This window comes from Pseudomonas quasicaspiana, from assembly GCF_021147825.1.
In the GTDB taxonomy this organism is placed as follows: domain Bacteria; phylum Pseudomonadota; class Gammaproteobacteria; order Pseudomonadales; family Pseudomonadaceae; genus Aquipseudomonas; species Aquipseudomonas quasicaspiana.
Genome location: NZ_JAGTPI010000023.1, coordinates 1 through 20,588 on the forward strand (window position 1 = coordinate 1; position 20,588 = coordinate 20,588).

Below are 20,588 nucleotides of genomic sequence, written 5' to 3' on the forward strand. Positions count from 1 at the left end.
AAAACAGCCGAAAAATGCTCATTTAGAACACCTAGACTCCGCTTTTTCGGCTGTTTTTGCCTTGTCTTGCCGTCGCTCGCTACGTTTTCACACAGTCTGCACAAGTCCAATCTTTGCTGCGCGACAACGCTGTTTCAGGGACACAGGGGGGGCCTACAGGTTTTGTACATGTCAGCAGGTCAGAAAATACCTAAGACCCACTCTTGAGCAGTCCCATCTCACCCGCCATCATCACATCCGCGGCATGAATGCTCGCTTCGCGATGCTTGAGCATGCCGCCGCTACGCTGATTGAGCACCGCATTGATCTCCGCCAGGATAGACAGCGCAACGCTTGCAGGGGTATCGCCGCCCAGGTCCAGACCTACCGGGTAATGCAGCGCTGCAAAGGCTGGCAGTTGACGCATTTCGCTGCTCATTTCGTCCAGCAATCGCTCGGTCCTGCTGCGTGGGCCGAGCTGGCCGATGTAACGCGGATTCAGCGTCAGTACCTGACTGAGCCAGTGACGATCCTGAGTGTAGCTGTGGGTCATGACTACCACCGCAGCGTCATCAACCAGTGCCTGCATGCCTGTGAAAGGCTGCAAGGGCAGGGCGCTGACTTGATCGGCATCGGGGAAACGCTCGGGGCGGGCAAAGTGCGTACGGGCGTCGATCACCGTGGTGTGCCAGCCTTGCAGGTGCGCCATGTTCACCAGCGGTACGGCATCATGCCCAGCCCCAAAAATCACCAGCCGACGTGGTGCCGGAATGAACTCCAGCAGCACCTGAATCGATCCGGAGTGACCATCGTAGTTGCGAATGGCTGACTTCTCGGCGGTGAGTACGGTTTGCAGGTCGGCGGCGATGGTCTGGCTGAGCAGTCGGTCGTGCATTTCCTGCTCAAGCTTGCCGTCGGCCCACAGCGCAACCCGCTCACCCACTGCTGCATGGTGATCATTTTCGGAACTGATCACTGTCGCCAGCGCAGCGGGGCGCGAGGTGGCTTGCACCTGTTTCAACACATTGATTGCCAGTGATGGATTCTGCGCACTGACTCGCTCGAAGAGAATATGCACCGTACCGTTGCAGCCCAGCCCGAAGCTCAGTTCAGCGTCTTCCAGTTCATCGTCGTCCTCGCCGGTGCTGTAAGTGCGCAGCACCGGTTTACCTGCGGCGGTCAGCCACCAGGCTTTCTTGCTCACATCGCTTTCCAGGCACCCGCCGCTGACCGTACCAGTGGCGTTTCCAAGTTGTGGAATCACCATCCGCGCGCCGGGACGCCGATAGGCCGAACCCTCGACTTTGACCACCGTCGCCATGACCGCGTCCTGCCCGTCAGTGTGAGCAAGGGACAAAGCCTCGAGCAGGTGGGATAAATCATTCATTACAAAACCTCGGAAATCTGTGTGCACAGCATAGAGTGTTCGGATGCAGGGTTGCCGAAAACGTTCAGTTTGCGACGGTATAAGCGTGTTGTTTGAGGGTGGCTACACTGATCGCAACCGGGCTGATCAAAAAATCCAGGGTAGGAGCTGACGAAGGCTGCGAAGCATTTATCCTGACACTCCGCAATCGCAGCCTTCGGCAACTCCTACAGGTCACCTGTTTTCTGCATGACTGCCAAGAGAGCACTCGCCATGAAAACCCCCGACTACAACCACCCCATTACCATCACTTCCTGCAAAGGCTCGGTCAGCGTGATGTTCAAAGAAACGCTGCTCGCCCGCAGCGATCACGCGCTGTTGCTCGAAGAAGCCAAATACCCGCCGGTTATATACATACCCCGTTCGGATATACGGATTGAACATTACGTCAGGACCGAACATCAAACCCACTGCCCTTATAAAGGCGACGCTAATTATTTCAGCCTGGATATCCATGGGCTACGCATCCCGAACGCGGTCTGGACCTATGAACATCCGTACCGTGCCGTGGCGAAGCTCAGAGATCACGTAGCGTTTTACCCCGAACGGGTGACGTTCGTGACTCAGATACCACATGACTGAAGCGGTGTTTCTGCACCGGTTGGCTGATAAATGAAACGCTCGACGCCGCATTGCCTGAACAAACAGGTCGCGGCAACGCCGGAGATTCACACTGATGATCAGCCCCTCACGCGAGCCTCGCCAGACTGCTGCTGCCAACGAATTGCTCAAGCGCTACCAGAACGTGCGCAGTCGAACCCAAAGCCTGGCCGCACCGTTGAGCGCCGAAGACATGGTGGTCCAGTCCATGCCTGATGCCAGCCCGGCAAAATGGCATATCGCGCACACGACCTGGTTCTTCGAGACATTCCTGCTCAGCGAAAACGTGCCGGGCTACGAGCCTTTCGACCCGGCCTTCGGTTACCTCTTCAATTCCTATTACGAGGCCGTCGGCCCGCGCCATCCACGTCCACAGCGCGGCTTGATGACTCGTCCAGGAGTCGATCAGGTCATGGCCTATCGTGAACATGTCGACCAGCACATGGCACGTCTGCTGCAAAATACGCTACCCGACGACTTGAGCAGCCTGATCGAACTGGGCCTGGCCCATGAGGAGCAGCATCAGGAATTGCTGCTGATGGACATCCTCCATCTGTTCAGTACGTCGTCCCTCAAGCCGGCTTACGACCCAGCCTGGCCCAAGGATGTGGCTGGTCGGCGGGGCCGCTACAAACCGCTCAAGGGCGGACTGACCGAAATCGGCCATAAAGGCACCGACTTCGCATTCGATAACGAAGGTCCACGCCACACCACGTACTTACAGTCTTTCGAGATCAGTGATCGGCTGGTCACCAACGGCGAGTGGCTGAAGTTTATCGATGCGGGTGGCTACAGTCAGGCAGGGCTTTGGCTTTCCGAAGGCTGGAGCATCGTTCAGGAAAATGCCTGGCACGCGCCGATGTACTGGCAGCACGACGAAACCCACGGCTGGCGCTGCATGACCTTGCGCGGCCTTGAACCGATTGACCCGGACGCACCTGTCACTCACATCAGTTACTACGAAGCTGCAGCCTTCGCGCAGTGGGCCGATGCGCGATTGCCTACTGAAGCTGAATGGGAGGCGGCAGTGGTTGCCGGTCTGCTGGAGCAGGTGGATGACGTCGCCTGGCAGTGGACCCAAAGCTCTTACAGCGCGTATCCGGGATTTCGTCCGGCAGCCAGTGCGGTGGGCGAATACAACGGCAAGTTCATGATCAACCAGATGGTATTGCGCGGCGGGGCAAGCGTGACGTCGCCGAGCCATTCCCGAGCGACGTATCGAAACTTTTTCCATCCGGAGAAACGCTGGGTGGTTTCCGGTCTGCGTCTGGCCAGGGACAGCCGTCAGCCGGGAGTGGTTAACCCTCACGACAGTGAGTTCGCCCGTGATGTGATTGCTGGGTTGTCCTCGCCAGTGAAAAACCTTTCACCGAAGTACTTCTACGACGCAGCTGGCTCGCAACTGTTCGAAGCCATTTGCAAGACGCCGGAATACTATCCGACCCGCGCCGAAACCCGGCTGCTGACCGATGTTGCTGTACAAATGGCCGGGCTGATTCCGCACGGTGCTGCTCTGGTGGAATTTGGCAGTGGTGCCAGTGACAAAACCTGTTTGTTGCTGGACGCTGCGCCGCAGATCGCCGTGTACGTGCCCATTGATATCAGCGCCAATGCCTTGAATCGGGCCGCTCACCAGCTCAGCAATAAATACCCGCATTTGACGGTGGCGCCGCAGGTTGACGATTTCACCCGGGCTTTGAAGCTCCCAAGGGCGGCTGATGGTTTGCCTCGGGTCGGTTTTTTCCCCGGCTCTACCATTGGCAACTTTACTCCTGAGCAGGCGGTGAAGTTTCTGCGTTCCGCCCACAGTTTGTTGGGTGAAAACGCGCACTTCATCGTCGGCGTGGATCTGGTCAAAGATCCGGATACGCTGGTTGCGGCTTACGACGATGCCGAAGGGGTCACCGCACGCTTCAACAAGAATCTGCTGACCCGGATCAACCGTGAACTGGACGGCACGTTCAACGTCGACGAGTTTGAGCATCTCGCGCTGTGGAACGATGAGGACCAGCGCATGGAAATGCATCTGGTCAGCCGTGTGGAGCAAGTGGCTTCGGTGGCGGGGCATACTTTCCACTTCGGCGTGGGTGAGCGGCTGCACACGGAGAACTCCCACAAGTTCACCATTGAGTCGTTCACTGCACTGGCCACGGCTGCGGGTTGGTCGGTGAGTCAGCATTGGGTCAGCGCTGCTCCTGAAGTGGCGTTGTTCACGCTACACGCTTAAGTCTGTCTGGAGGATGGAAAGCCAGCGCGATTCGCGCTGGCGCTGACGATCAGTGCGCTGATCAGTAACAGGCAAACCAGCCAGTTGAAGGACTGCACACCGATGCTTTGCAGCAGCAAACCACCTGCCAGTCCGCCACCGGCAATCCCCAGATTCCACACAGTGACGATCATCGATTGGCTGACATCGGCGGCGGCACCGCCGGTTATTGCTGACGCGGTCTGGAACAGTGTCGCTGCGCCCCCGAACGCCAGTCCCCAGATGATCACATACAGATAAATCAGCTGACTGTTTTCACCATTAATCGCCCAGGCGAAGGCGGTGAGAAGGAACAGCGCGATGCTGATCAGCACCAGCTCACGCAGCCAGCGATCAATCAGAACGCCCACCAGCCAGATCCCTCCCAGCGCCGCGACGCCAAAAGCCAGCAATACCCGGTCGATCTGCTCGGACAGACCGGCAGGCTCCAGCAGCGGTGCGATGTAGGTATAAAGAACGTTATGGGCCAGTACGAACATCAGGGTGGTCAGCAGCACCGGGCGGATGCCTGGCAGCACGAACACCTGGCGGATCGACAGGCGCTGTTGTTGGGTCTGACCGGGGAAATCCGCCAGGCTCAGACGTGCCCAGATCACCAGGCCCAGACTCAACAGGCTCATGATCCCGAAAGCCCAGCGCCAGCCGATGACTGAACCCAGTAGCGTTCCGGCCGGAATGCCGATGGACAGCGCCAGCGGCGTTCCCACCATGGCAACCGCAATGGCGCGCCCACGTAAATGTTCAGGCACCAGACGGCTGGCGTAACCGGCCAGCAGGGACCAAAGCAAGCCAGCAAAAACTCCGGCAAAGAATCGCGAGACCAGCGTTACGCCATAGTCATCGGAGAGCGCGGTGATGCTGTTGACCACGGCAAAACCGCCGATGGCAATCAACAGCAATGGCCTGCGCCGCCAATTGCGGGTCAGGGCCGTCAGCGGAATGGCCGCCAGCAGCGAACCCACCGCATACACCGTTATCAGTTGCCCCACCAGGGTGGGTGACACCTTTAGGTCTGCGCTCATCAAGGGCAGCAATCCTGCGGGCAGCGCCTCGGTGAGAATGGTCAGAAATCCCGCCATGGCCAAGGCCAGCAACGCCGTCCACGGCAGCCGTTCTGCGTCTGATTTATCAATAAGGTTCAGCGTGTTGTCAGTCATAGCCATGAGCCCTGTTCAAAAGAGGGCCAGATTAAGGGGCTGTGGTTGGCGGAAAAACAGGCTAAGGTTCCGCTCATAGCGGACAAATTTGTCCTTAATTAACAGGCGAGGATTGGGGCGTTGAGGCGTATCTCCTGCGCAGGAGATCATCCCCAGTGTCCATGGCTCCGCGCTGTCTAGCGGCAATATGTTGATTCTGTTGTAGCGAGGCTTGCCCGCGAATCAGCCGACTCGGTGGATCAGACGCCACCGCGTTATCGTTCTTCGCGGGCAAGCCTCGCTCCAACAGATCCGGTCGCCTATGGAGACGTTAACGTGGACAGCCTCAGTGGCATCGGAATTTTCGTGCAGGTCGCACAAACGCGCAGCTTCACTGCGGCGGCGCGTACGCTGGAGGTTTCTTCCTCGGCGGTCGGCAAGAGCATTGCTCGGTTGGAGCAGCGCCTTGGGGTTCGCCTGTTTCATCGCAGCACGCGCAGCATCACCCTGACAGCCGAGGGCACACTGTTTCTTGAACGGTGTCGGCGAATACTGGGGGAGGTCGAAGCTGCGGAGCTTGAGCTGTCGCATTTCACTGCCGAGCCCAGAGGCAAACTGCATATCAGCGTGCCGTTGCAGGATGGTTTGATGATGCCGGTATTGACCGCTTTCATGCGCCGCTATCCGGACATCGAGCTGGACATCGACCTGTCGGATCGCATGGTGGACATCATCGAGGAGGGCTTCGATGCGGTGGTTCGCACCGGCACGCTACAGGACTCACGACTGGCGTCGCGGCATCTTGGTGACTTCCGTCTGATGCTGGTTGCGTCGCCGGATTACCTGCAACGCTATGGCGTGCCCTTGACGCCTGGCGATCTGGCCGGGCATGTCGGCCTGCTGCACAAGTTTCCCGCCACCGGCAAGATCGAGCCCTGGCCGTTGCGCAGCGTTGATGGTTTGCTTGTGCCGAATCCGAAAAAAGCCGCGACCTGCACCACCACCCATTCCCTGTATCACCTGTGCAAGCAGGGAATGGGCATCGCCTACCTGGCGGATTTCGTCGTCAATGAGGCGTTACAGCGCGGCGAGTTGCAGGTCGTGCTCGAAGATTTCACCCTCAGCCACGGCACGCTCTGGATGCTCTGGCCCGTGAGCCAGCATGCATCCCCGAAATTGCGTGCCTTGATCGACTTTCTCAAGGAGCACTTATTGCCAGCAGGCGGCTATCAGAAGATCTGAGTGAACACCCAGTACAACGATCCCGAGAGCAGGATCGCGGCAGGCAGGGTCAGCACCCAGGCAAGGGCCAGATTACGCAACGTTCGCAATTGCAGGCCGGAGCCGTTGGCGACCATGGAGCCGGCCACGCCTGATGACAACACATGGGTAGTCGACACCGGCAGGCCGTACATGTCGGCGGCACCGATGGTCAGCATAGCGACCACTTCCGCCGAAGCGCCCTGAGCGTACGTCATGTGGGTCTTGCCAATCTTCTCGCCGACGGTGATCACGATGCGCCGCCAACCCACCAGAGTGCCGAGACCCAAAGCGATGGCTACGGCGATCTTGACCCAGGTCGGAATAAAGCGCGTTGCGCTGTCGATCTGGTCCTTGAACAGCTTGAGCTTGTCCTGCGTATCCGCGTCGAAATTGCCGACTTTGTTTTTCTCCATCACACGGATGGTTTCCGACGTCAGGTACATGTCGTTACGCACGTTGGCCACCGCTTCGGCGGGGACCTTCGACAGTGAACCGTAGCCTTTGACCTGAATGCCGATCTTGCCCGCCATCACCGCCAGGGCCGGAATCAGCTCAGGGGTTTCCTGTTTACTGACCAGATACTGCGACAGCGTCTGCCGTGGATCAGCGGGAGCGGGCAGTGGGGCGGCGCGAGTGAGTGCCTGCTGGGTGACTTCGGCAACGGCAGCAAACTGGATGGACTGATCGGCGGGCATGGTGCGGTTCAGCGCGTAGGCCATTGGCAACGTGCCGACCAGAATCAGCATGATCAGGCCCATGCCTTTCTGTCCGTCATTGGAACCGTGGGCGAACGACACGCCAGTGCACGTCACGATCAGCATGCCGCGAATCCACCATGGCGGTGGAGTGTTGCCTTCAGGCGCTTTATAGAGCGCGCGGTTCTTGATGAACATGCGCATTGCCAGCAGTAACAGCGCGGCAAAAACGAACCCGACCAAGGGAGATAGCAGCAACGAGTAGCCGATTTTGGTCGCCTGAGACCAGTCGACGCCGCTGGTGCCATCGCGGCCATGCATCAAGGCATTGGCAACCCCCACACCGATGATCGAGCCGATCAGGGTGTGTGAAGAAGAGGCGGGCAGACCCAGCCACCACGTGCCCAGGTTCCAGATGATCGCGGCGATCAACAAGGCAAAGATCATCGCAAAACCAGCGCCGGAGCCCACCTGCAAAATCAGCTCGACTGGCAGCAAGGCAATGATGGCGAACGCCACTGCACCGCTGGAAAACAGCACGCCGAGAAAGTTGAACAACCCGGACCACGCCACTGCGAAGCCCGGCGGCAGCGAGTGGGTGTAGATCACAGTGGCAACCGCGTTGGCGGTGTCATGGAAGCCGTTGACGAACTCGAAACCCAGCGCAATCAGCAACGCCACGCCCAGCAACAGAAATGGCGTCCAGGTGGTGACTACGGTGCCCAGATCATCTACGTCTTGTTTCAAACTGTAGGCGGTGAACAATAAGCCGGTGGCAAGAATGGCGAAGAAAACCACCATCGTCAGCGTGCTGGGCTTGCGGTGCAGTTGAGGCTTTGAGTCTCGGGCCTGTTCAAAGGAATCCGGGGCTAACGTGCTGGTTGCCATGGTGCTTGATCCTGTTGAAGAATGGATCTGCCCATACTCATTACAAAATGTTACCGAGATGCTACACAGGTCAATGAACTTGGGCCTGGACAATGTTTTCGGATGATCGGCATGCACCAACAGCTGTCTTGATTTGGAATGCAGTCCCTGTGGGAGCCGGGCTTGCCCGCGATAAACGATAACGCGGAGTGTCTTCAAACCGCGTCTCATGTATCGCGGGCAAGCCCGGCTCCCACGGGAGATCGCGTTTCATTTAAAGAATGCATCGACCTGCCGAACCTCAGACCCGGTTTTTGCTCATCGCACTGAACCCTTTCCCGGTTCCACTGCCTCACTCCTCATCATTTAACTGACTTGCAGGCTTCCCTATGCGCACTCTTGAATTAGCGGGCAAACAGGTTCCGGTTATCGGCCAGGGCACCTGGCACATGGGCGAGCGTCAGGACATGCGCTCCGCCGAGATTCGCGCACTCTGTCAGGGCATCGAACTGGGCTTGAACCTGATCGACACCGCTGAAATGTATGCCGACGGCATCGCCGAACAAATCGTCGGTGAGGCCATCGCCGGGCAGCGCGACCGCGTGTTTGTGGTCAGCAAGGTTTACCCGCACAACGCCAGCCGCTCAGGCATCCCCGCCGCCTGCGAACGCAGCCTAAAGCGGATGAAAACCGATTACATCGATCTGTATCTGTTGCACTGGCCGGGTTCCTATCCGCTGGAAGAAACCGTTGAAGCCTTCGAGCGTTTGCGTGAAGAAGGCAAGATCGGCCGCTGGGGCGTGTCGAACTTCGACGTGCCAGACCTGCTGGAATTGAATAACCCGGCCTGCGCCACCAACCAGGTCCTGTACAACCCGGAAGACCGTGCCATCGAGTTCGATCTGTTGCCTTGGGCAGAAGCCAACAATTTGCCGACCATGGCGTATTGCCCGATTGGTCAGGGGCAGGCCGGTAACCTGCTGCATCACCCGGCACTGCACGAAATCGCTGCACGGCACAACGCGACTCCGGCGCAGATCAGCCTCGCGTGGGTATTGCGTCAGAGCAACATGATCGCCATTCCTAAAGCGGTCACACCGAAACACATCGAGCTCAACGCGGCAGCGGCCGAGCTGGTCCTCACTGCACAAGACCTCGCCGATATCGACAGAGCCTGGCCAGTGCCAAGCCGCAAAATGCCGTTGGCGATGGTTTGACGTTCGTGGGACCGGCTTCAGTCGGGAAGAGGTCATTACAGGCGATGCATTTGTATCTTCAGGAATATCGCCATCCCGAATAAATTCGGTCCTACCGGGCTCTACGTCTTGGCGAGATTACCGGTAGGAGCGAATTCATTCGCGAAGGGCCGGTACATCCACCGCTTCTTTATCGTCAGGAATGCCGACTTCCAGGATGAATCCGGTCCCACTGGAGGAATCGAGAGTGCAACAAAACTGCAATAACGGCTTGTCATGATGCGCACTTCGTCCTTTTGCCACGGACCCGGCGCATCACGGCCAGCGAGCATTCATGAACCAAAGCATCGTGCAGAACCACCAGGATTCAGATCTGTTCGGCCTGCTTTACGGTTTCAGTTTCAAACCCGGTGAAAGCGGCCGGGAAATTGGCTCCGCCGCTGCTTTGCAGTGCCTGCACTCCAGCGACAGCGGTGATGAATTTATCTGGTTGCACCTGAACCTGGCCCATGCGGCGTGTGAACGCTGGATGAAAACCAACCTGTGTCTGCCAGAGGAATTCTTCGAAGCGTTGCATGAAGGGTCGCGCTCGACTCGTATCGAGCATGTGGACTCTGCGCTGCTGGCGGTGGTCAACGACGTGGTCTTCGACTTCAACATGTTGTCGACTGACATTTCCACCTTGTGGGTCTGCACCCATCACAATCTCCTGATCACGGCCCGGCTGCATCCGTTGCGTTCGGTGGACAAGCTGCGTTCTTCGGTCAAACGCGGCGAGCGGTTTCGTTCGCCGCTGGAATTGTTGGTGCATCTGTTGCGCGATCAGGGCGAAGTACTGACGCAGTTTCTGCGCAAGACCAGCCTGAGCGTCGACAAGATCGAAGACCAATTGCTGTCGCAGCGCCTGAGCAATAACCGCTCGGAGTTGGGGGCGATGCGGCGGGTGTTGGTACGTCTGCAACGACTGTTGGCGCTGGAGCCGGGCTCGCTGATGCGTTTGCTGCATCGCCCGCCTGACTGGTTGCTGGAAGCGGATGTGAAGGAGTTGCGGCAGTCGACGGAGGAGTCGGCCCTGGTGATCAGCGATCTGGTGGCGTTGGGTGAGCGCATCAAGTTGCTGCAGGAGGAGATCGCCGCGAACCTCAACGAACAGAGCAGCCGCACGCTGTTTACGCTGACGGTGGTGACTGTGCTTGCGCTGCCTATCAACATCGTTGCGGGTTTCTTCGGAATGAACGTGGGCGGTATTCCGCTGGCGAGCGATCCGGAGGGCTTTTGGGTGTTGGTGGCGTTGGTGGCGACGTTTACGGTGATTGCGGGGCGGTGGGCGTTTCGCAAGAATCGGGATCAGGGGTAGTGTGGGGGCGCTTTCGCGCATGAGAGGCTTGAGTACATATCCGTTTTTGCGGTAAAGGCCTCAATTGGTTGCGCCCTTACGGCGCCTCACTTTTGAAAGCCCAAAAGTAAGCAAAAGGCTTTTGCCCCACCACTCGGTCCCTCGCCTAGGCTCGGGATGCCCGCTCGCAGATCCTGAACCGTGGGCCGCCGCAATGGGCCATCCATGGCCCGGTGCGGCTAAACCGGCATCCTTGCCGGTTTGCCCACGGTTCAGAATCTGCGTTCGGCCAGCGTGGTTTAACGGGGCGCCTCAGATCTACATCAAAAGCGCGGCGGCCTGACAGCCGACCTGATTTGTGAGTTTGCCGCTGTTTTGCAGGAGGTTGCACAGTGTCCCTGACATCGCGCTGTGGTGCAGCAAACTCGGTTCTATGTGGGAGCGGTGCTTGCCCGCGATAATGGCGACGCGGTCTGACGGATAAATCGCGGTGTTCCTATCGCGGGCAAGCACCGCTCCCACAAAGAATTGCGTTTATTCAGTGAGATACATCCTGTTTGATGAGAGCTGCCGAAGGCTGCGAAGCGGTGTGTCAGACGATGTATTCGTTGGCTGTGGTGACGTCTCGCGAACAAGTTCGCTCCTACCGGGCCGGGGCGATCCGGCTGTTTTCGCTATGCTTTTGATCTGCTCTGCTTTTGATTTTGATCTTAAGCGCCCCGTTAAACTACGCTGGCCGAACGCAGATTCTGAAGCGTGGGGCGCCCTTGAGTTGAAGAGGGGCAGGACGCCGGGTTAGCCGCATTGGGCCATGGATGGCCCGTTGCGGCGGCCCACGGTTCAGGATCTGCGGGCGGGTACACCGAGCGTCAGCGAGGTGCCGAGTGGTGGGGCAAGAGCGTTTTGGTTACTTTTGTCTGGGCCGGCTTCCGGATGTTCAAAAGTGAGGCGCTGTAAAAGCGCAACCAATATCCGCCATCACTGCGGTAACGGATATGTACACTAGCCGCAACACTCAGCGCTTAGGCGCCGAGCCGCTACTCTCCCAACCCCCACCCAACGCCAGAAACAGATCAATCTGCCCCATCGCCACTTGCGTATTGGCCGTCGCCAACTGCGCCCGCACATCCGTATAAGTCCGGGTTGCCTGCAAATCAGCCAGAAACGAAGCCCGTCCAGCCTGGAAGAAGCGATGCGTCTGATCCGCAGCCTGCTCCGCAGATTGCGCCGCATCGGTCAGCGCATCACGGCGTTGCAACAGCGCCGTATATTGCGCCAGACCGGTCTGGGTTTCCCGTATCGCATTCAGCACCACACCATCAAAGCGCGCCAATGCCGCCTGGCTCGACGCCTCGGCCTCGTGAATCCGGGCCCGAGCGCCGTTCGACGGTACAGTCCAGTTAATCAACGGGCCAAAGCCCCAACGGTTAGCGACCGGCTTGCCCAGGTTTTCCAACAGACCCACGGTGCCGACGGTCGCACCAATGCTGATGTCCGGGTACAACTCACCCGTCGCCACACCAATTTCAGCGGTCGATGCTGCCAGACGCCGTTCCGCCTGACGCACATCCGGGCGGCGCTTGAGCAGTGCTGCGCCATCACCCACCGGCATCACCTGCGCGATATGCGGCAACTCATTACAGGTGCTCACGCCCGCCGGTAATTGATCCAGCGGTTTGGCCAGCAGCATCGACAAACGATACAGGCCGGTCTGACGCAACGCCTCGTAACGCGGCAGTTCAGCGCTCAGGGATTTGAACTGGGTTTCCGAGCGCGTTACCTGAGTTTCATCACCACGCCCCGCGTCACGCAAACGCTGGGTCAGGCTGACGCTCTGCTTTTGCAGGCTCAGCGACTCCATGGCGATATCGTGTTCTTCGTTGGCGGCGCAGACCTGGGTATAAGCGCGAACCACGTCAGCCACCAAGGTGATGCGTGCGGTGTCGGCAGCCGCCTGAGCGGCATCAACGTTGGCGTTGGCCGCTTCGATGCCCCTTTGCAGCGTGCCGAACAAATCGAACTGGTACGACGTAGTAATACCCAGATCCCCGACGTTACCCACCGGGACTTTCTCGGACAGCAAAAACGCTTCGCCAGACTCTTGGAGGCGCTGGGCACCGGCTTTGGCGCTGGTGGTAAAACCGCCCGCAGCTTCAGCTTCAGAGGTCTGGTAGCGGGCGCGTTGCAGGTTGGCGGCGGCGATGCGCAGGTCGGTGTTGGAGGCCATGGCCTGCTGCACCAGTTGATCCAGATGTGGGTCCTGATAAAGGCGCCACCAGTCAGATGGCACGGGCGCAGAAATCGTGTTGACCGATTCCCCGGCCAACTCGCCCTGCAGGTCCGGGCGATTGATCGCGGCGTCCTTGGGCAGTTGGTAATCGGGGCCGACCATCTGACACGCCGACAGCAGCAAGCCAAGCCCGACTGTTGCCGTCAGGCGCGTAAGGTGTGTCATTTGCCGGGCTCCTTTGTGTGAATTGCCTGACTGTCTTCGATGATCGACACGGTGGCGGTACGCCCGGCGATCATGCGGAAGTTGTCCGGCACTTCGTCGAAGGCGATGCGCACCGGAATGCGCTGGGCCAGACGTACCCAACTGAACGCCGGATTGACGTTGGGCAGCAGGTTGGAGCCGCTGGTGCGGTCGCGGTCTTCGATACCGGCGACGATGCTCACGACGTGGCCCCGCAGACGGGCGTTGTCGCCGATCACCCGGATGTCCACGCCTTGCCCGATATGAATGCCGTCGAGCTTGGTTTCTTCGAAGTAGCCATCGATGTGAAATGAAGCGCCGTCGACAACCGACAACACAGGTCGACCCGCGGTGACGAACTCGTGGGTACGAGGTGCGCGGTCGTTGAGGTAGCCGTCTACCGGGCTGCGGATCACCGAGCGATCCAGGTTCAATTGAGCGGCATCCACCGCCACTTGGGATTCCTGCAAGGCGGAGAGGGCGCGGGCTTCCCGGGACTGGCTTTCTTCCAGTTGCTCGCGGGCCACCAGATTGCCGAGGCCACGGTTACGCTTGTTCTCGCGGCGGGCCTGTTCCCAGGTTTCCTGACGCTCGGCAACCGTCGCCTTCGCCTGGCGCAACGCGAGGCGGAAGCGGTCCTGATCGATGGTGAACAGCACCTGGCCTTTGCTGACCAACTGGTTGTCGCCGACGTCGACTTTTTCGATCAGCCCGGACACGTCCGGCGCGATCTGCACGATGTCGGCGCGGATGTGCCCGTCGCGGGTCCAGGGGGCGTACATGTAATACATGACCATGCGCCACACCACGATGGCGGCGAAGGTCACGACCAGCAGAGTCAGGACCACGCGGCCCAATGTAAGCAGAGGTTTTTTCATTTCATCAGGTATCGACTGAGAGTATCCACGGCGCCGAGCAACAAAGCGTATAGACCTACGTTGAACAATGCCCGGTGCCAGACCAGACGGTAGAAATGGGTACGCGATAACACCGCGTGGACCCCGAGAAACAGTATATAGGTGATGCCCATCAGCGCGAGAAACGTGGGTACGAAGACCCCGCTGATGTCCAGATCGCCAATCATAGGGACGCTCCGTCGAGGCCATGGGGCGGTAATTCTTCGGTTTCGGTCGCGGCATTGACGACTTCCACGCCTGGCAACAGGGCCAGGCGCAGGCCGCTCAAGGCATGCAGCAGATGCAGGCGGGCCGGTTCTTCGCCCAGCAGTTCAACGGTCAGGGCGCGGCGTGCGCGGTCCATGGTCATCAACATGCCTTTGGGCGCTGGCAGGCGCTCACCGGCTTTCAGGCAGGCCTGGAAGTGGCTGCCGACTTCTTCGACGACCTGGCGCAGCAACAGCTGTTGCCCCGCGTGCGCCCTTGGTAACCAGGCCAGCATGTCCAGTAGATTCAGCGCCACGCGCAGGTCGCGCAGCGCAATGCCGGTGTCTTGCGCGGTGATGGTCAGACGCGGCAGTTGTTGCATCAGACGGTCGAGCATTTGTGCGCCCATGGCCCGATGTTCAGCGAGTGTCGCGGGTTCGGTCAGGGCAACAATGTCGCGCCAGCTGAAGCGGGTCAGGCGCTTGGCCGCCAGTTCGACGCCAAACGGACGCATGATCAGGGTCCAGATGAATGCGAACAGCAGGCCCACCGGACCGGCCAGGTTGGAGTTGATGAAGTTCAGGAAATCCGCGTCGTAGGCGCTCTGAATGCTGACAAAGGACGAGGTGTTGACGATGGTCAGCAAGGTGCCCAGGTAGAAGCGCGGCTGCACGGTCAGGGTACCGACGCAGATGAACGGGACCGCGAAGGCCAGCACCAGCATCGGGAAGTCATGCAGGTTGGGCAGGACCACGAACAGGTACAGGCTGGCGAAGACGACTGACAGCATGGTCCAGAAAAAGAACCGGTAAATCTGCGGAGCCGGGTCGTCCATGGCGGCAAAGAAGCTGCACGACACTGCCGCCAGCGCCACGGCGGCAGCACCGTCGGTCCAGCCGAGCAGAATCCACAGCACCGAAGCGACGATGATCGCCAGCACTGAGGTCATCACCGAATAAAGCATCAGCCCGCGATCCAGAAACGGCGTGATGCTTGCCAGTCGCCAATGCCGGTAAACGGCGCGCCACGGTGTCTGGTCGTCAGTCTTGATCGCGTGCTGCAAGGTGCGGCAGTCCTGCCACAGATCAATGAATTCACCGAGGCGGTAAAGCGCGTTGGACAGCAGCAACTGACGGCGATCATCGAGCTGAGCGGCACTGGGTTGCAAGCGATCCAGTTCGCCATGCAGCGTTTCCCATTGTTTTGTCTGCAGGCCGCTGGCGGTGTTTTCCAGCCAGGCGCGCGTCTCGATCAACAGCGGCGCGAGATTGGCGACCAGTTCTGGCGTGCGCCGCTCCAATGCCCATAAAGCGTCATCCAGCGCGTCGATCACCGGCAGCAGATGGATCATGCGGCCGCGCAGCTCTTTTGCGTTGCGAACTGTTTGTTTGCGGGCGCCTTCATGAGGTAACTGGCCGATCATCAGTTCAAGGGTATTGAAGGTACCAACCATTGAACTGCGCAGGGTGCCGACTTCTTCAGCATTGGCGCTGCGTGACAGAAAGCGGTCGCAGTAGGCCGAGGCATCGCTGAACCACTTATCTGCCGAGCCCTGCATGACCGGCGCCAGGCGGCGCGGCCAGAAAATACTGCCGACCACGGCTGCGCAGACGATGCCGAGAAAGATCTCTTCGGTACGCGATACGGCGATTTCAAACACCGCCTGGGGGTTGTCCACCACCGGGAAGGAGATCAGCGGCATGGTGTAACCGGCCAGCATTAACGCGTAGCTGTTGGCGGTGCGCAGATGCAGCGACAGAAACAGCAGTGTGCCGGTCCAGAGGGCGATCACGATTGCGAGCAGAAACGGCGTCTGGACGAACATCGGCACGATGAACACTGACGCCGCTGCACCCGTGAGTGTGCCGATTGCACGATACAGCGCCTTGGAGCTGGTCGGACCCACGAACGGACTGGAGACGATATACACCGTCGCCATCGCCCAGTAGGGCCGGGGCATTTCCATGAGCAGCGCGATGTACAGCGCCAGCATGGACGCACCGAAGGTCCGGACGCCATAGAACCAGTCACGCGCCGGGGGCACGCCTGCGAAAAAGTCTTTCAAAGCGACCCCGTGCTGTCTTGATTGGCGGCATCGCTGAAGGCTTTAAACACGCGCAACGTTGCTTCGAGATCTTCCTTCGCCACCCCTTTGAGCACCTCGCGACGCAAGCGCAGCAGCTCATCTTCAATGGCCAGCGCAAGCACGCGGCCATTTTCGGTAAGGCTCAGGGATTTGGCCCGGCGATCCGACGGATCTTCGGTGCGGCAGACGATATCGGCATTGCACAGTTGGTCGAGCAGGCGGACCAGCGTCGGGCTTTCCATGCCCGCTGCGTGGGCCACCGTGACCTGATTCACCCCGTCGCCCAGCCGCAGAATCATCAGCAGCGGCGCAGCGCAAGCTTCGGAAACACCATAGCGCACCAGCGTGTTGTGGCAGATCCGCCGCCATTGTCGGGACGAAGCGACCATGCCGCTGCTGATGCTCATCTGCAGTGAATCGAGGGACATAACTGAAACCGGGAAATTAGTTAGCGAGGATATTGTTCGTGACAACATAATTAGCTTGCTAACTATAATCCTGTAACAAAGTCTTACAGTCAAGCCCGAAGTGCCCAGCGGTTCGAGGAGCGGATGCGCTAAAAATCATGGAAAAGTCAGGCGGACTGACAGGGATAAATCGGAAAAGTGCCATCCGTTTTGATTATTTTCATACCGTTGGTCGGCATTTATTTTTGTTTTTTCAACTGTAAATCAGCAGTTACGGGAGGCACGTCCAAAAAACTGACGTGGTTCTCATTTCGCAGTTTCCATATTTGATGATGCTTGCAGGGCAGGAGAGGTCATGGGTCCTGATTTTATGCGTGATATCGAAATAATGGCCTTTAATGCTGCATGATGTTTTATTGGCGCCAATTCAGTGTCGCGCCCTGTTCACAAAAAAATCGATTCAGCCGATACGCCAGACGAAGCCATCCGGGAGCTCAAGCGCCCGGTTTAGAGACCTTTGTCGGTGCGCTGGCCGCACCTTGTGAGCATGCGATGATCGACCTCGCCACCTGGAACCTTTCCATTCCTGTAGGCACTCCATCCGTGATTATTGATACCCCTAAACTGGTTCAGGGTTATCAGGATGGTTATTTTCGTTCTGGCAATACATTGTTCTTCTGGGCTCCGGTAACCGGGTCCAAAACGGAGAACGCTAAATTCCCGCGGACGGAACTGCGAGAGACGACGGCGGACGGCAAGGTCTACAACTGGACTTACTCCCAGGCAGACAATTTCCTGCGCGCTGCACTCACGGTCAATCAAGTGCCTTCAACCGGCAAAATTGTCATCGGTCAGATTCACGCTTTCCAAAGCACCGAGCCGCTGCTCAAGGTTGAGTACCAGTTCAAGGAAAAACTGCAGACGGGCAACATCGTCGCTAAATTCCGCCGTAGCCCGGACGCTGAAATCGAAGTCATCAACATTGCTTCAGGCGTGCCATTGAACGTGCGTTTCAGCTACAGCATTCACCTGACGCCTGCAGGCAATCTGACAGTGAATGCGGCTGACTTTGCATGGGGTGCCAAGCTGGATGCTACGTGGAAAGACAAGCTGCTGTATTTCAAGGCAGGTGTGTATACCCAGGACAACACTGGGTATGCCACCGAAGGCGGGGCTGCAACGTTTTACAAGCTGATCATCAATCACGACAAGAAGGCGTGAATAAGGCTTGGCAGATATCTCAGGGGAATGCAAAACCTCTGTGAGAGCTGGGCTTGCCCGCGATAAACGATAACGCGGTGTGTCTTCAAACCGCGTCTCATGTATCGCGGGCAAGCCCGGCTCCCACAGGATTGGGTTAGATCAAACCCCCCAATTCCACAGGATTGGGTTAGATCAATTCCACCCCAATTCCACGGGATCGGGTTAACTCAATTCAAGCCCAACTTGCCACGCAGGGTCGACAGGTCTTCAGCCAGGGTGTTAACCGGGCCCACTAGCGCTTTGCGGTCGTTCTCTTTCACTTTGTCGTACGTTTCGAAACCGCCATCCTTGGTCTTGTACTTGGCCAGGATCTTGTCCACGGTCGCGAAATTCTTGTCGACCTTCGCAGCGAACACTTTGTCGGACTTCTCGATTTGCGGACGGAACAGGTCGACGATTTTCTTCGCGCCGTCGATGTTGCCCTGGAAGTCATACAGGTCGGTGTGGCTGTAGCGGTCTTCTTCACCGGAGATCTTCGTTGCAGCCACTTCTTCCAGCAGTGCTGCTGCGCCACCTACAACCTTTTCAGGCGGGAAGGTCAAACCGGCGACGCGGGTTTCCAGGTCTTTCACGTCGGCCATCAACTTGTCTGCAATCGGGCCCTGATCCTTGGTGCTGTTTTGCGAGAACAGTGCGTATTCCAGACGGTGGAAGCCGGTGAAGTCTTCAGCATTCACGCCAGCTTCATGATCATCAACACGGGAGTCGATGGACGCGTCCAGATCGCTGAACAGCTCAGCCATTGGCTCGATTTCTTCATAGAACACGCGGGTCGGCGCGTACAGTTTCTTAGCGGTGGCCAGGTCACCTTTCTTCACCGCGTCGGTGAATTTCTGGGTGTGGCTGACCAGCTCGCCGATCTGTTCGGTGACGTAGATCTTGTAATCCGAAACCGGTCCTACCAGGTCCAGCGGCGCAGTGGCGGCGAAAACCGGGGTCTGCAGCAGACCGGCGGTGAGCAGCAAAGCAAAAGGCAACTTCTTCATGGGACTCTTCCTGTTGAGGTGGCTTTAAGGGTTGGCAATTACGCAGTTTTGGTATCGGAGCTGGCCGAAGCCTGAAGCAGTGAGCGACCGATGAAGTCCTGGTCGTTGATCACGCCGGGCAGGGTGAAGAAGTACCCGCCGCCCACCGGTTTGAGGTATTCCTCCAGTGGCTCGCCATTGAGGCGGGTCTGCACGGTTATGAAGCCTTTCTCGAGATCGGACTGGTAACAGATGAACAGCAGGCCCATGTCGAGTTGGCCGTTCTTGTTAACGCCGTTGGAATAGTTGAACGGCCGACGCAGGATCAGGTTGCGCTGGCTTTCAGCCGTGCGCGGGTTGGCCAGGCGGATATGGGAATCCAGTCTGGTTTTCTTGCCGTGAGGGTCGGCTGCATAGTTCGGCACATCGGTTTCAACCTTCCCGTCCATGGGCGCACCTGTGGTTTTGACCCGGCCGAAAATCGCTTCCTGTTCTTGCAGAGGCGTGCGGTCCCAGCGCTCGACGAAGTTGCGGATGATCCGCACCGCCTGATAGCTGCCATTCACGGCCCAGCCCGGTTCGTCGCTGCCCGGCTGCACCCAGACCAGTTCGTTCATGGTCTTCTGGTTGTTGGAATCAGGATTGGCCGAACCATCGCGGAAACCCAGGAAGTTGCGGGCGCTTTCCGGCGGCTGGCCGGGTTTCTTCGGCGCTTGCGGCGGCACACTGCCTTCCTGCTTCCAGCGCACCAGCAGCAGGTCCGGCAGGTTTTTCACGATGTCGCGCAGGGCGTGGATGTTGCTGTCGGCGCTGTTGGCGCAGAACTGAATGCTCAAGTCGCCATGGCAGCTGTCCGCTTCCAGCGCATCGTTGGGGAAGCCGACCATTCGGCTCAGACGCTTGGGCTTGACGCTTTCGAGGCCGAAGCGCTCGTCGAACAGCGAGTCACCCACCGACACCGTGATGGTCAGGTTGTCCGGCGTGACCACCGGGCCGAGGATGCCGGAGTCCACAGGTGGCAACTTCGGATCAATCTGGGGCACTGTTCCGCCGGTCATCAAGAACGTGATGCGCTCGTTCAGCGTGCGAAACAGACGCTCCAGATCTTCCCGGTCAGCGGCGAGCACATCAAAGGCCACCAGCATACCGGACGCCGGACGCGGGTTGACGATTCCGGTCTGGTGGGTGCCGTGGAATTCGTTATGGTCAGCGGTCTTTTCGCTGTTTGGCGCTTCGGTGACTTGTGCCGGAGCGGCGGCCAATACGATGCCGCTCAGGCTGCTACCCGCCAAAGCCGCACCCGCAGCACCGAGGCCTAGCAGCACTCGACGGCGTTGAGCGGATTGTGGGGCGTTGCTGTTGTCTGAGTCGTTCATGGCTGTTTACTTCGCTCAAAAATCAGTTGTTTGGTAACGGGGAGATCGGTCGCGAGTTCTTTGTGGGAGCTGAGCTTGCTCGCGATAAAGGTCACGCGATCTAAAGTGAACTGCGTCCAGTCTTATCGCGAGCAAGCTCTGCTCCCACATA

At 58.6% G+C, this 20,588-nt stretch carries 16 protein-coding genes; 6 read left to right on the forward strand and 10 right to left on the reverse strand.

Translation table 11 applies throughout. The features are described 5' to 3' along the window. Window positions 1–190: 190 nt before the first annotated feature. On the reverse strand, window positions 191–1,366 hold the full coding sequence (locus KDX30_RS15000) for an XdhC family protein (protein ID WP_231676747.1): 1,176 nt from the start codon (window positions 1,364–1,366) through the stop codon (window positions 191–193). Window positions 1,367–1,618: 252 nt separating this feature from the next. Here KDX30_RS15000 and KDX30_RS15005 point away from each other — a divergent pair, with 252 nt between their 5' ends. After that, window positions 1,619–1,987, forward strand: a complete 369-nt coding sequence (locus tag KDX30_RS15005; protein WP_231676748.1) for a DUF427 domain-containing protein — start codon at window positions 1,619–1,621, stop codon at window positions 1,985–1,987. 94 nt (window positions 1,988–2,081) lie between these two features. Continuing rightward, window positions 2,082–4,232, forward strand: a complete 2,151-nt coding sequence (egtB, locus tag KDX30_RS15010; RefSeq protein ID WP_231676749.1) for an ergothioneine biosynthesis protein EgtB — start codon at window positions 2,082–2,084, stop codon at window positions 4,230–4,232. Here egtB and KDX30_RS15015 read toward each other — a convergent pair. Then, window positions 4,229–5,428, reverse strand: coding sequence for an MFS transporter (locus KDX30_RS15015; RefSeq protein ID WP_231676784.1), 1,200 nt, complete (start codon window positions 5,426–5,428; stop codon window positions 4,229–4,231). The two genes, egtB and KDX30_RS15015, sit on opposite strands and share 4 nt — an antisense overlap. 315 nt (window positions 5,429–5,743) lie before the next feature. On the opposite strand from KDX30_RS15015, the gene KDX30_RS15020 reads away from it, so the two are divergent. Beyond that, the gene (locus KDX30_RS15020) at window positions 5,744–6,649 is read left to right on the forward strand and encodes a LysR family transcriptional regulator (protein WP_231676750.1); all 906 of its coding nucleotides are present in this window, start codon (window positions 5,744–5,746) and stop codon (window positions 6,647–6,649) included. Here KDX30_RS15020 and KDX30_RS15025 read toward each other — a convergent pair. Next, window positions 6,637–8,253: an inorganic phosphate transporter gene (locus KDX30_RS15025; protein WP_027901408.1), complete on the reverse strand. Its 1,617-nt coding sequence runs from the start codon at window positions 8,251–8,253 to the stop codon at window positions 6,637–6,639. The two genes, KDX30_RS15020 and KDX30_RS15025, sit on opposite strands and share 13 nt — an antisense overlap. A 368-nt stretch (window positions 8,254–8,621) precedes the next feature. On the opposite strand from KDX30_RS15025, the gene KDX30_RS15030 reads away from it, so the two are divergent. Both KDX30_RS15030 and KDX30_RS15035 read left to right on the forward strand, forming a co-directional pair. Beyond that, window positions 8,622–9,449 (forward strand): aldo/keto reductase, encoded by an 828-nt coding sequence (locus tag KDX30_RS15030; protein WP_122805415.1) that lies wholly within the window; start codon window positions 8,622–8,624, stop codon window positions 9,447–9,449. 313 nt (window positions 9,450–9,762) lie between these two features. Beyond that, window positions 9,763–10,785, forward strand: coding sequence for a transporter (locus KDX30_RS15035; protein ID WP_231676751.1), 1,023 nt, complete (start codon window positions 9,763–9,765; stop codon window positions 10,783–10,785). A 994-nt stretch (window positions 10,786–11,779) separates the two neighbouring features. On the opposite strand, the gene KDX30_RS15040 is transcribed toward KDX30_RS15035, so the two are convergent. Genes KDX30_RS15040 through KDX30_RS15060 form a run of 5 tightly spaced genes read right to left on the reverse strand, consistent with a single transcriptional unit; the run spans window position 11,780 to window position 16,854 of the window. Continuing rightward, entirely contained in the window at window positions 11,780–13,219 is a 1,440-nt protein-coding gene (locus tag KDX30_RS15040) for an efflux transporter outer membrane subunit (protein WP_231676752.1), read from the reverse strand. Next, the gene (locus KDX30_RS15045) at window positions 13,216–14,115 is read right to left on the reverse strand and encodes an efflux RND transporter periplasmic adaptor subunit (protein ID WP_231676753.1); all 900 of its coding nucleotides are present in this window, start codon (window positions 14,113–14,115) and stop codon (window positions 13,216–13,218) included. Before KDX30_RS15045 ends, KDX30_RS15040 begins: the two co-directional genes overlap by 4 nt. Continuing rightward, window positions 14,112–14,321, reverse strand: coding sequence for a DUF1656 domain-containing protein (locus KDX30_RS15050; protein ID WP_231676754.1), 210 nt, complete (start codon window positions 14,319–14,321; stop codon window positions 14,112–14,114). Before KDX30_RS15050 ends, KDX30_RS15045 begins: the two co-directional genes overlap by 4 nt. After that, window positions 14,318–16,405: an FUSC family protein gene (locus KDX30_RS15055; RefSeq protein WP_231676755.1), complete on the reverse strand. Its 2,088-nt coding sequence runs from the start codon at window positions 16,403–16,405 to the stop codon at window positions 14,318–14,320. The genes KDX30_RS15050 and KDX30_RS15055 overlap by 4 nt, the downstream gene beginning before the upstream one ends. Next, a complete protein-coding gene (locus KDX30_RS15060; protein WP_099267251.1) occupies window positions 16,402–16,854 on the reverse strand; it encodes a MarR family winged helix-turn-helix transcriptional regulator in 453 nt (150 codons plus the stop codon). Before KDX30_RS15060 ends, KDX30_RS15055 begins: the two co-directional genes overlap by 4 nt. 531 nt (window positions 16,855–17,385) lie before the next feature. On the opposite strand from KDX30_RS15060, the gene KDX30_RS15065 reads away from it, so the two are divergent. Then, window positions 17,386–18,054, forward strand: coding sequence for a polysaccharide lyase family 7 protein (locus tag KDX30_RS15065; RefSeq protein WP_095099420.1), 669 nt, complete (start codon window positions 17,386–17,388; stop codon window positions 18,052–18,054). Window positions 18,055–18,263: 209 nt separating this feature from the next. On the opposite strand, the gene efeO is transcribed toward KDX30_RS15065, so the two are convergent. After that, window positions 18,264–19,082: an iron uptake system protein EfeO gene (gene efeO, locus KDX30_RS15070; protein WP_027902481.1), complete on the reverse strand. Its 819-nt coding sequence runs from the start codon at window positions 19,080–19,082 to the stop codon at window positions 18,264–18,266. A gap of 38 nt (window positions 19,083–19,120) precedes the next feature. Further along, window positions 19,121–20,437: an iron uptake transporter deferrochelatase/peroxidase subunit gene (gene efeB / locus KDX30_RS15075; protein WP_231676756.1), complete on the reverse strand. Its 1,317-nt coding sequence runs from the start codon at window positions 20,435–20,437 to the stop codon at window positions 19,121–19,123. Between the last annotated feature and the right edge of the window lie 151 nt (window positions 20,438–20,588).

Excerpts from the sequence above, each read along its gene's own strand:
- KDX30_RS15030 (WP_122805415.1), top strand. The coding sequence starts at position 8,622 with ATGCGCACTCTTGAATTAGCGGGCAAACAGGTTCCGGTTATCGGCCAG.
- efeB (WP_231676756.1), bottom strand. The coding sequence starts at position 20,437 with ATGAACGACTCAGACAACAGCAACGCCCCACAATCCGCTCAACGCCGT.
- KDX30_RS15015 (WP_231676784.1), bottom strand. The coding sequence starts at position 5,428 with ATGACTGACAACACGCTGAACCTTATTGATAAATCAGACGCAGAACGG.
- KDX30_RS15005 (WP_231676748.1), top strand. The coding sequence starts at position 1,619 with ATGAAAACCCCCGACTACAACCACCCCATTACCATCACTTCCTGCAAA.
- KDX30_RS15060 (WP_099267251.1), bottom strand. The coding sequence starts at position 16,854 with ATGTCCCTCGATTCACTGCAGATGAGCATCAGCAGCGGCATGGTCGCT.
- KDX30_RS15050 (WP_231676754.1), bottom strand. The coding sequence starts at position 14,321 with ATGATTGGCGATCTGGACATCAGCGGGGTCTTCGTACCCACGTTTCTC.
- KDX30_RS15040 (WP_231676752.1), bottom strand. The coding sequence starts at position 13,219 with ATGACACACCTTACGCGCCTGACGGCAACAGTCGGGCTTGGCTTGCTG.
- egtB (WP_231676749.1), top strand. The coding sequence starts at position 2,082 with ATGATCAGCCCCTCACGCGAGCCTCGCCAGACTGCTGCTGCCAACGAA.
- KDX30_RS15065 (WP_095099420.1), top strand. The coding sequence starts at position 17,386 with ATGATCGACCTCGCCACCTGGAACCTTTCCATTCCTGTAGGCACTCCA.
- efeO (WP_027902481.1), bottom strand. The coding sequence starts at position 19,082 with ATGAAGAAGTTGCCTTTTGCTTTGCTGCTCACCGCCGGTCTGCTGCAG.
- KDX30_RS15000 (WP_231676747.1), bottom strand. The coding sequence starts at position 1,366 with ATGAATGATTTATCCCACCTGCTCGAGGCTTTGTCCCTTGCTCACACT.
- KDX30_RS15035 (WP_231676751.1), top strand. The coding sequence starts at position 9,763 with ATGAACCAAAGCATCGTGCAGAACCACCAGGATTCAGATCTGTTCGGC.
- KDX30_RS15045 (WP_231676753.1), bottom strand. The coding sequence starts at position 14,115 with ATGAAAAAACCTCTGCTTACATTGGGCCGCGTGGTCCTGACTCTGCTG.
- KDX30_RS15025 (WP_027901408.1), bottom strand. The coding sequence starts at position 8,253 with ATGGCAACCAGCACGTTAGCCCCGGATTCCTTTGAACAGGCCCGAGAC.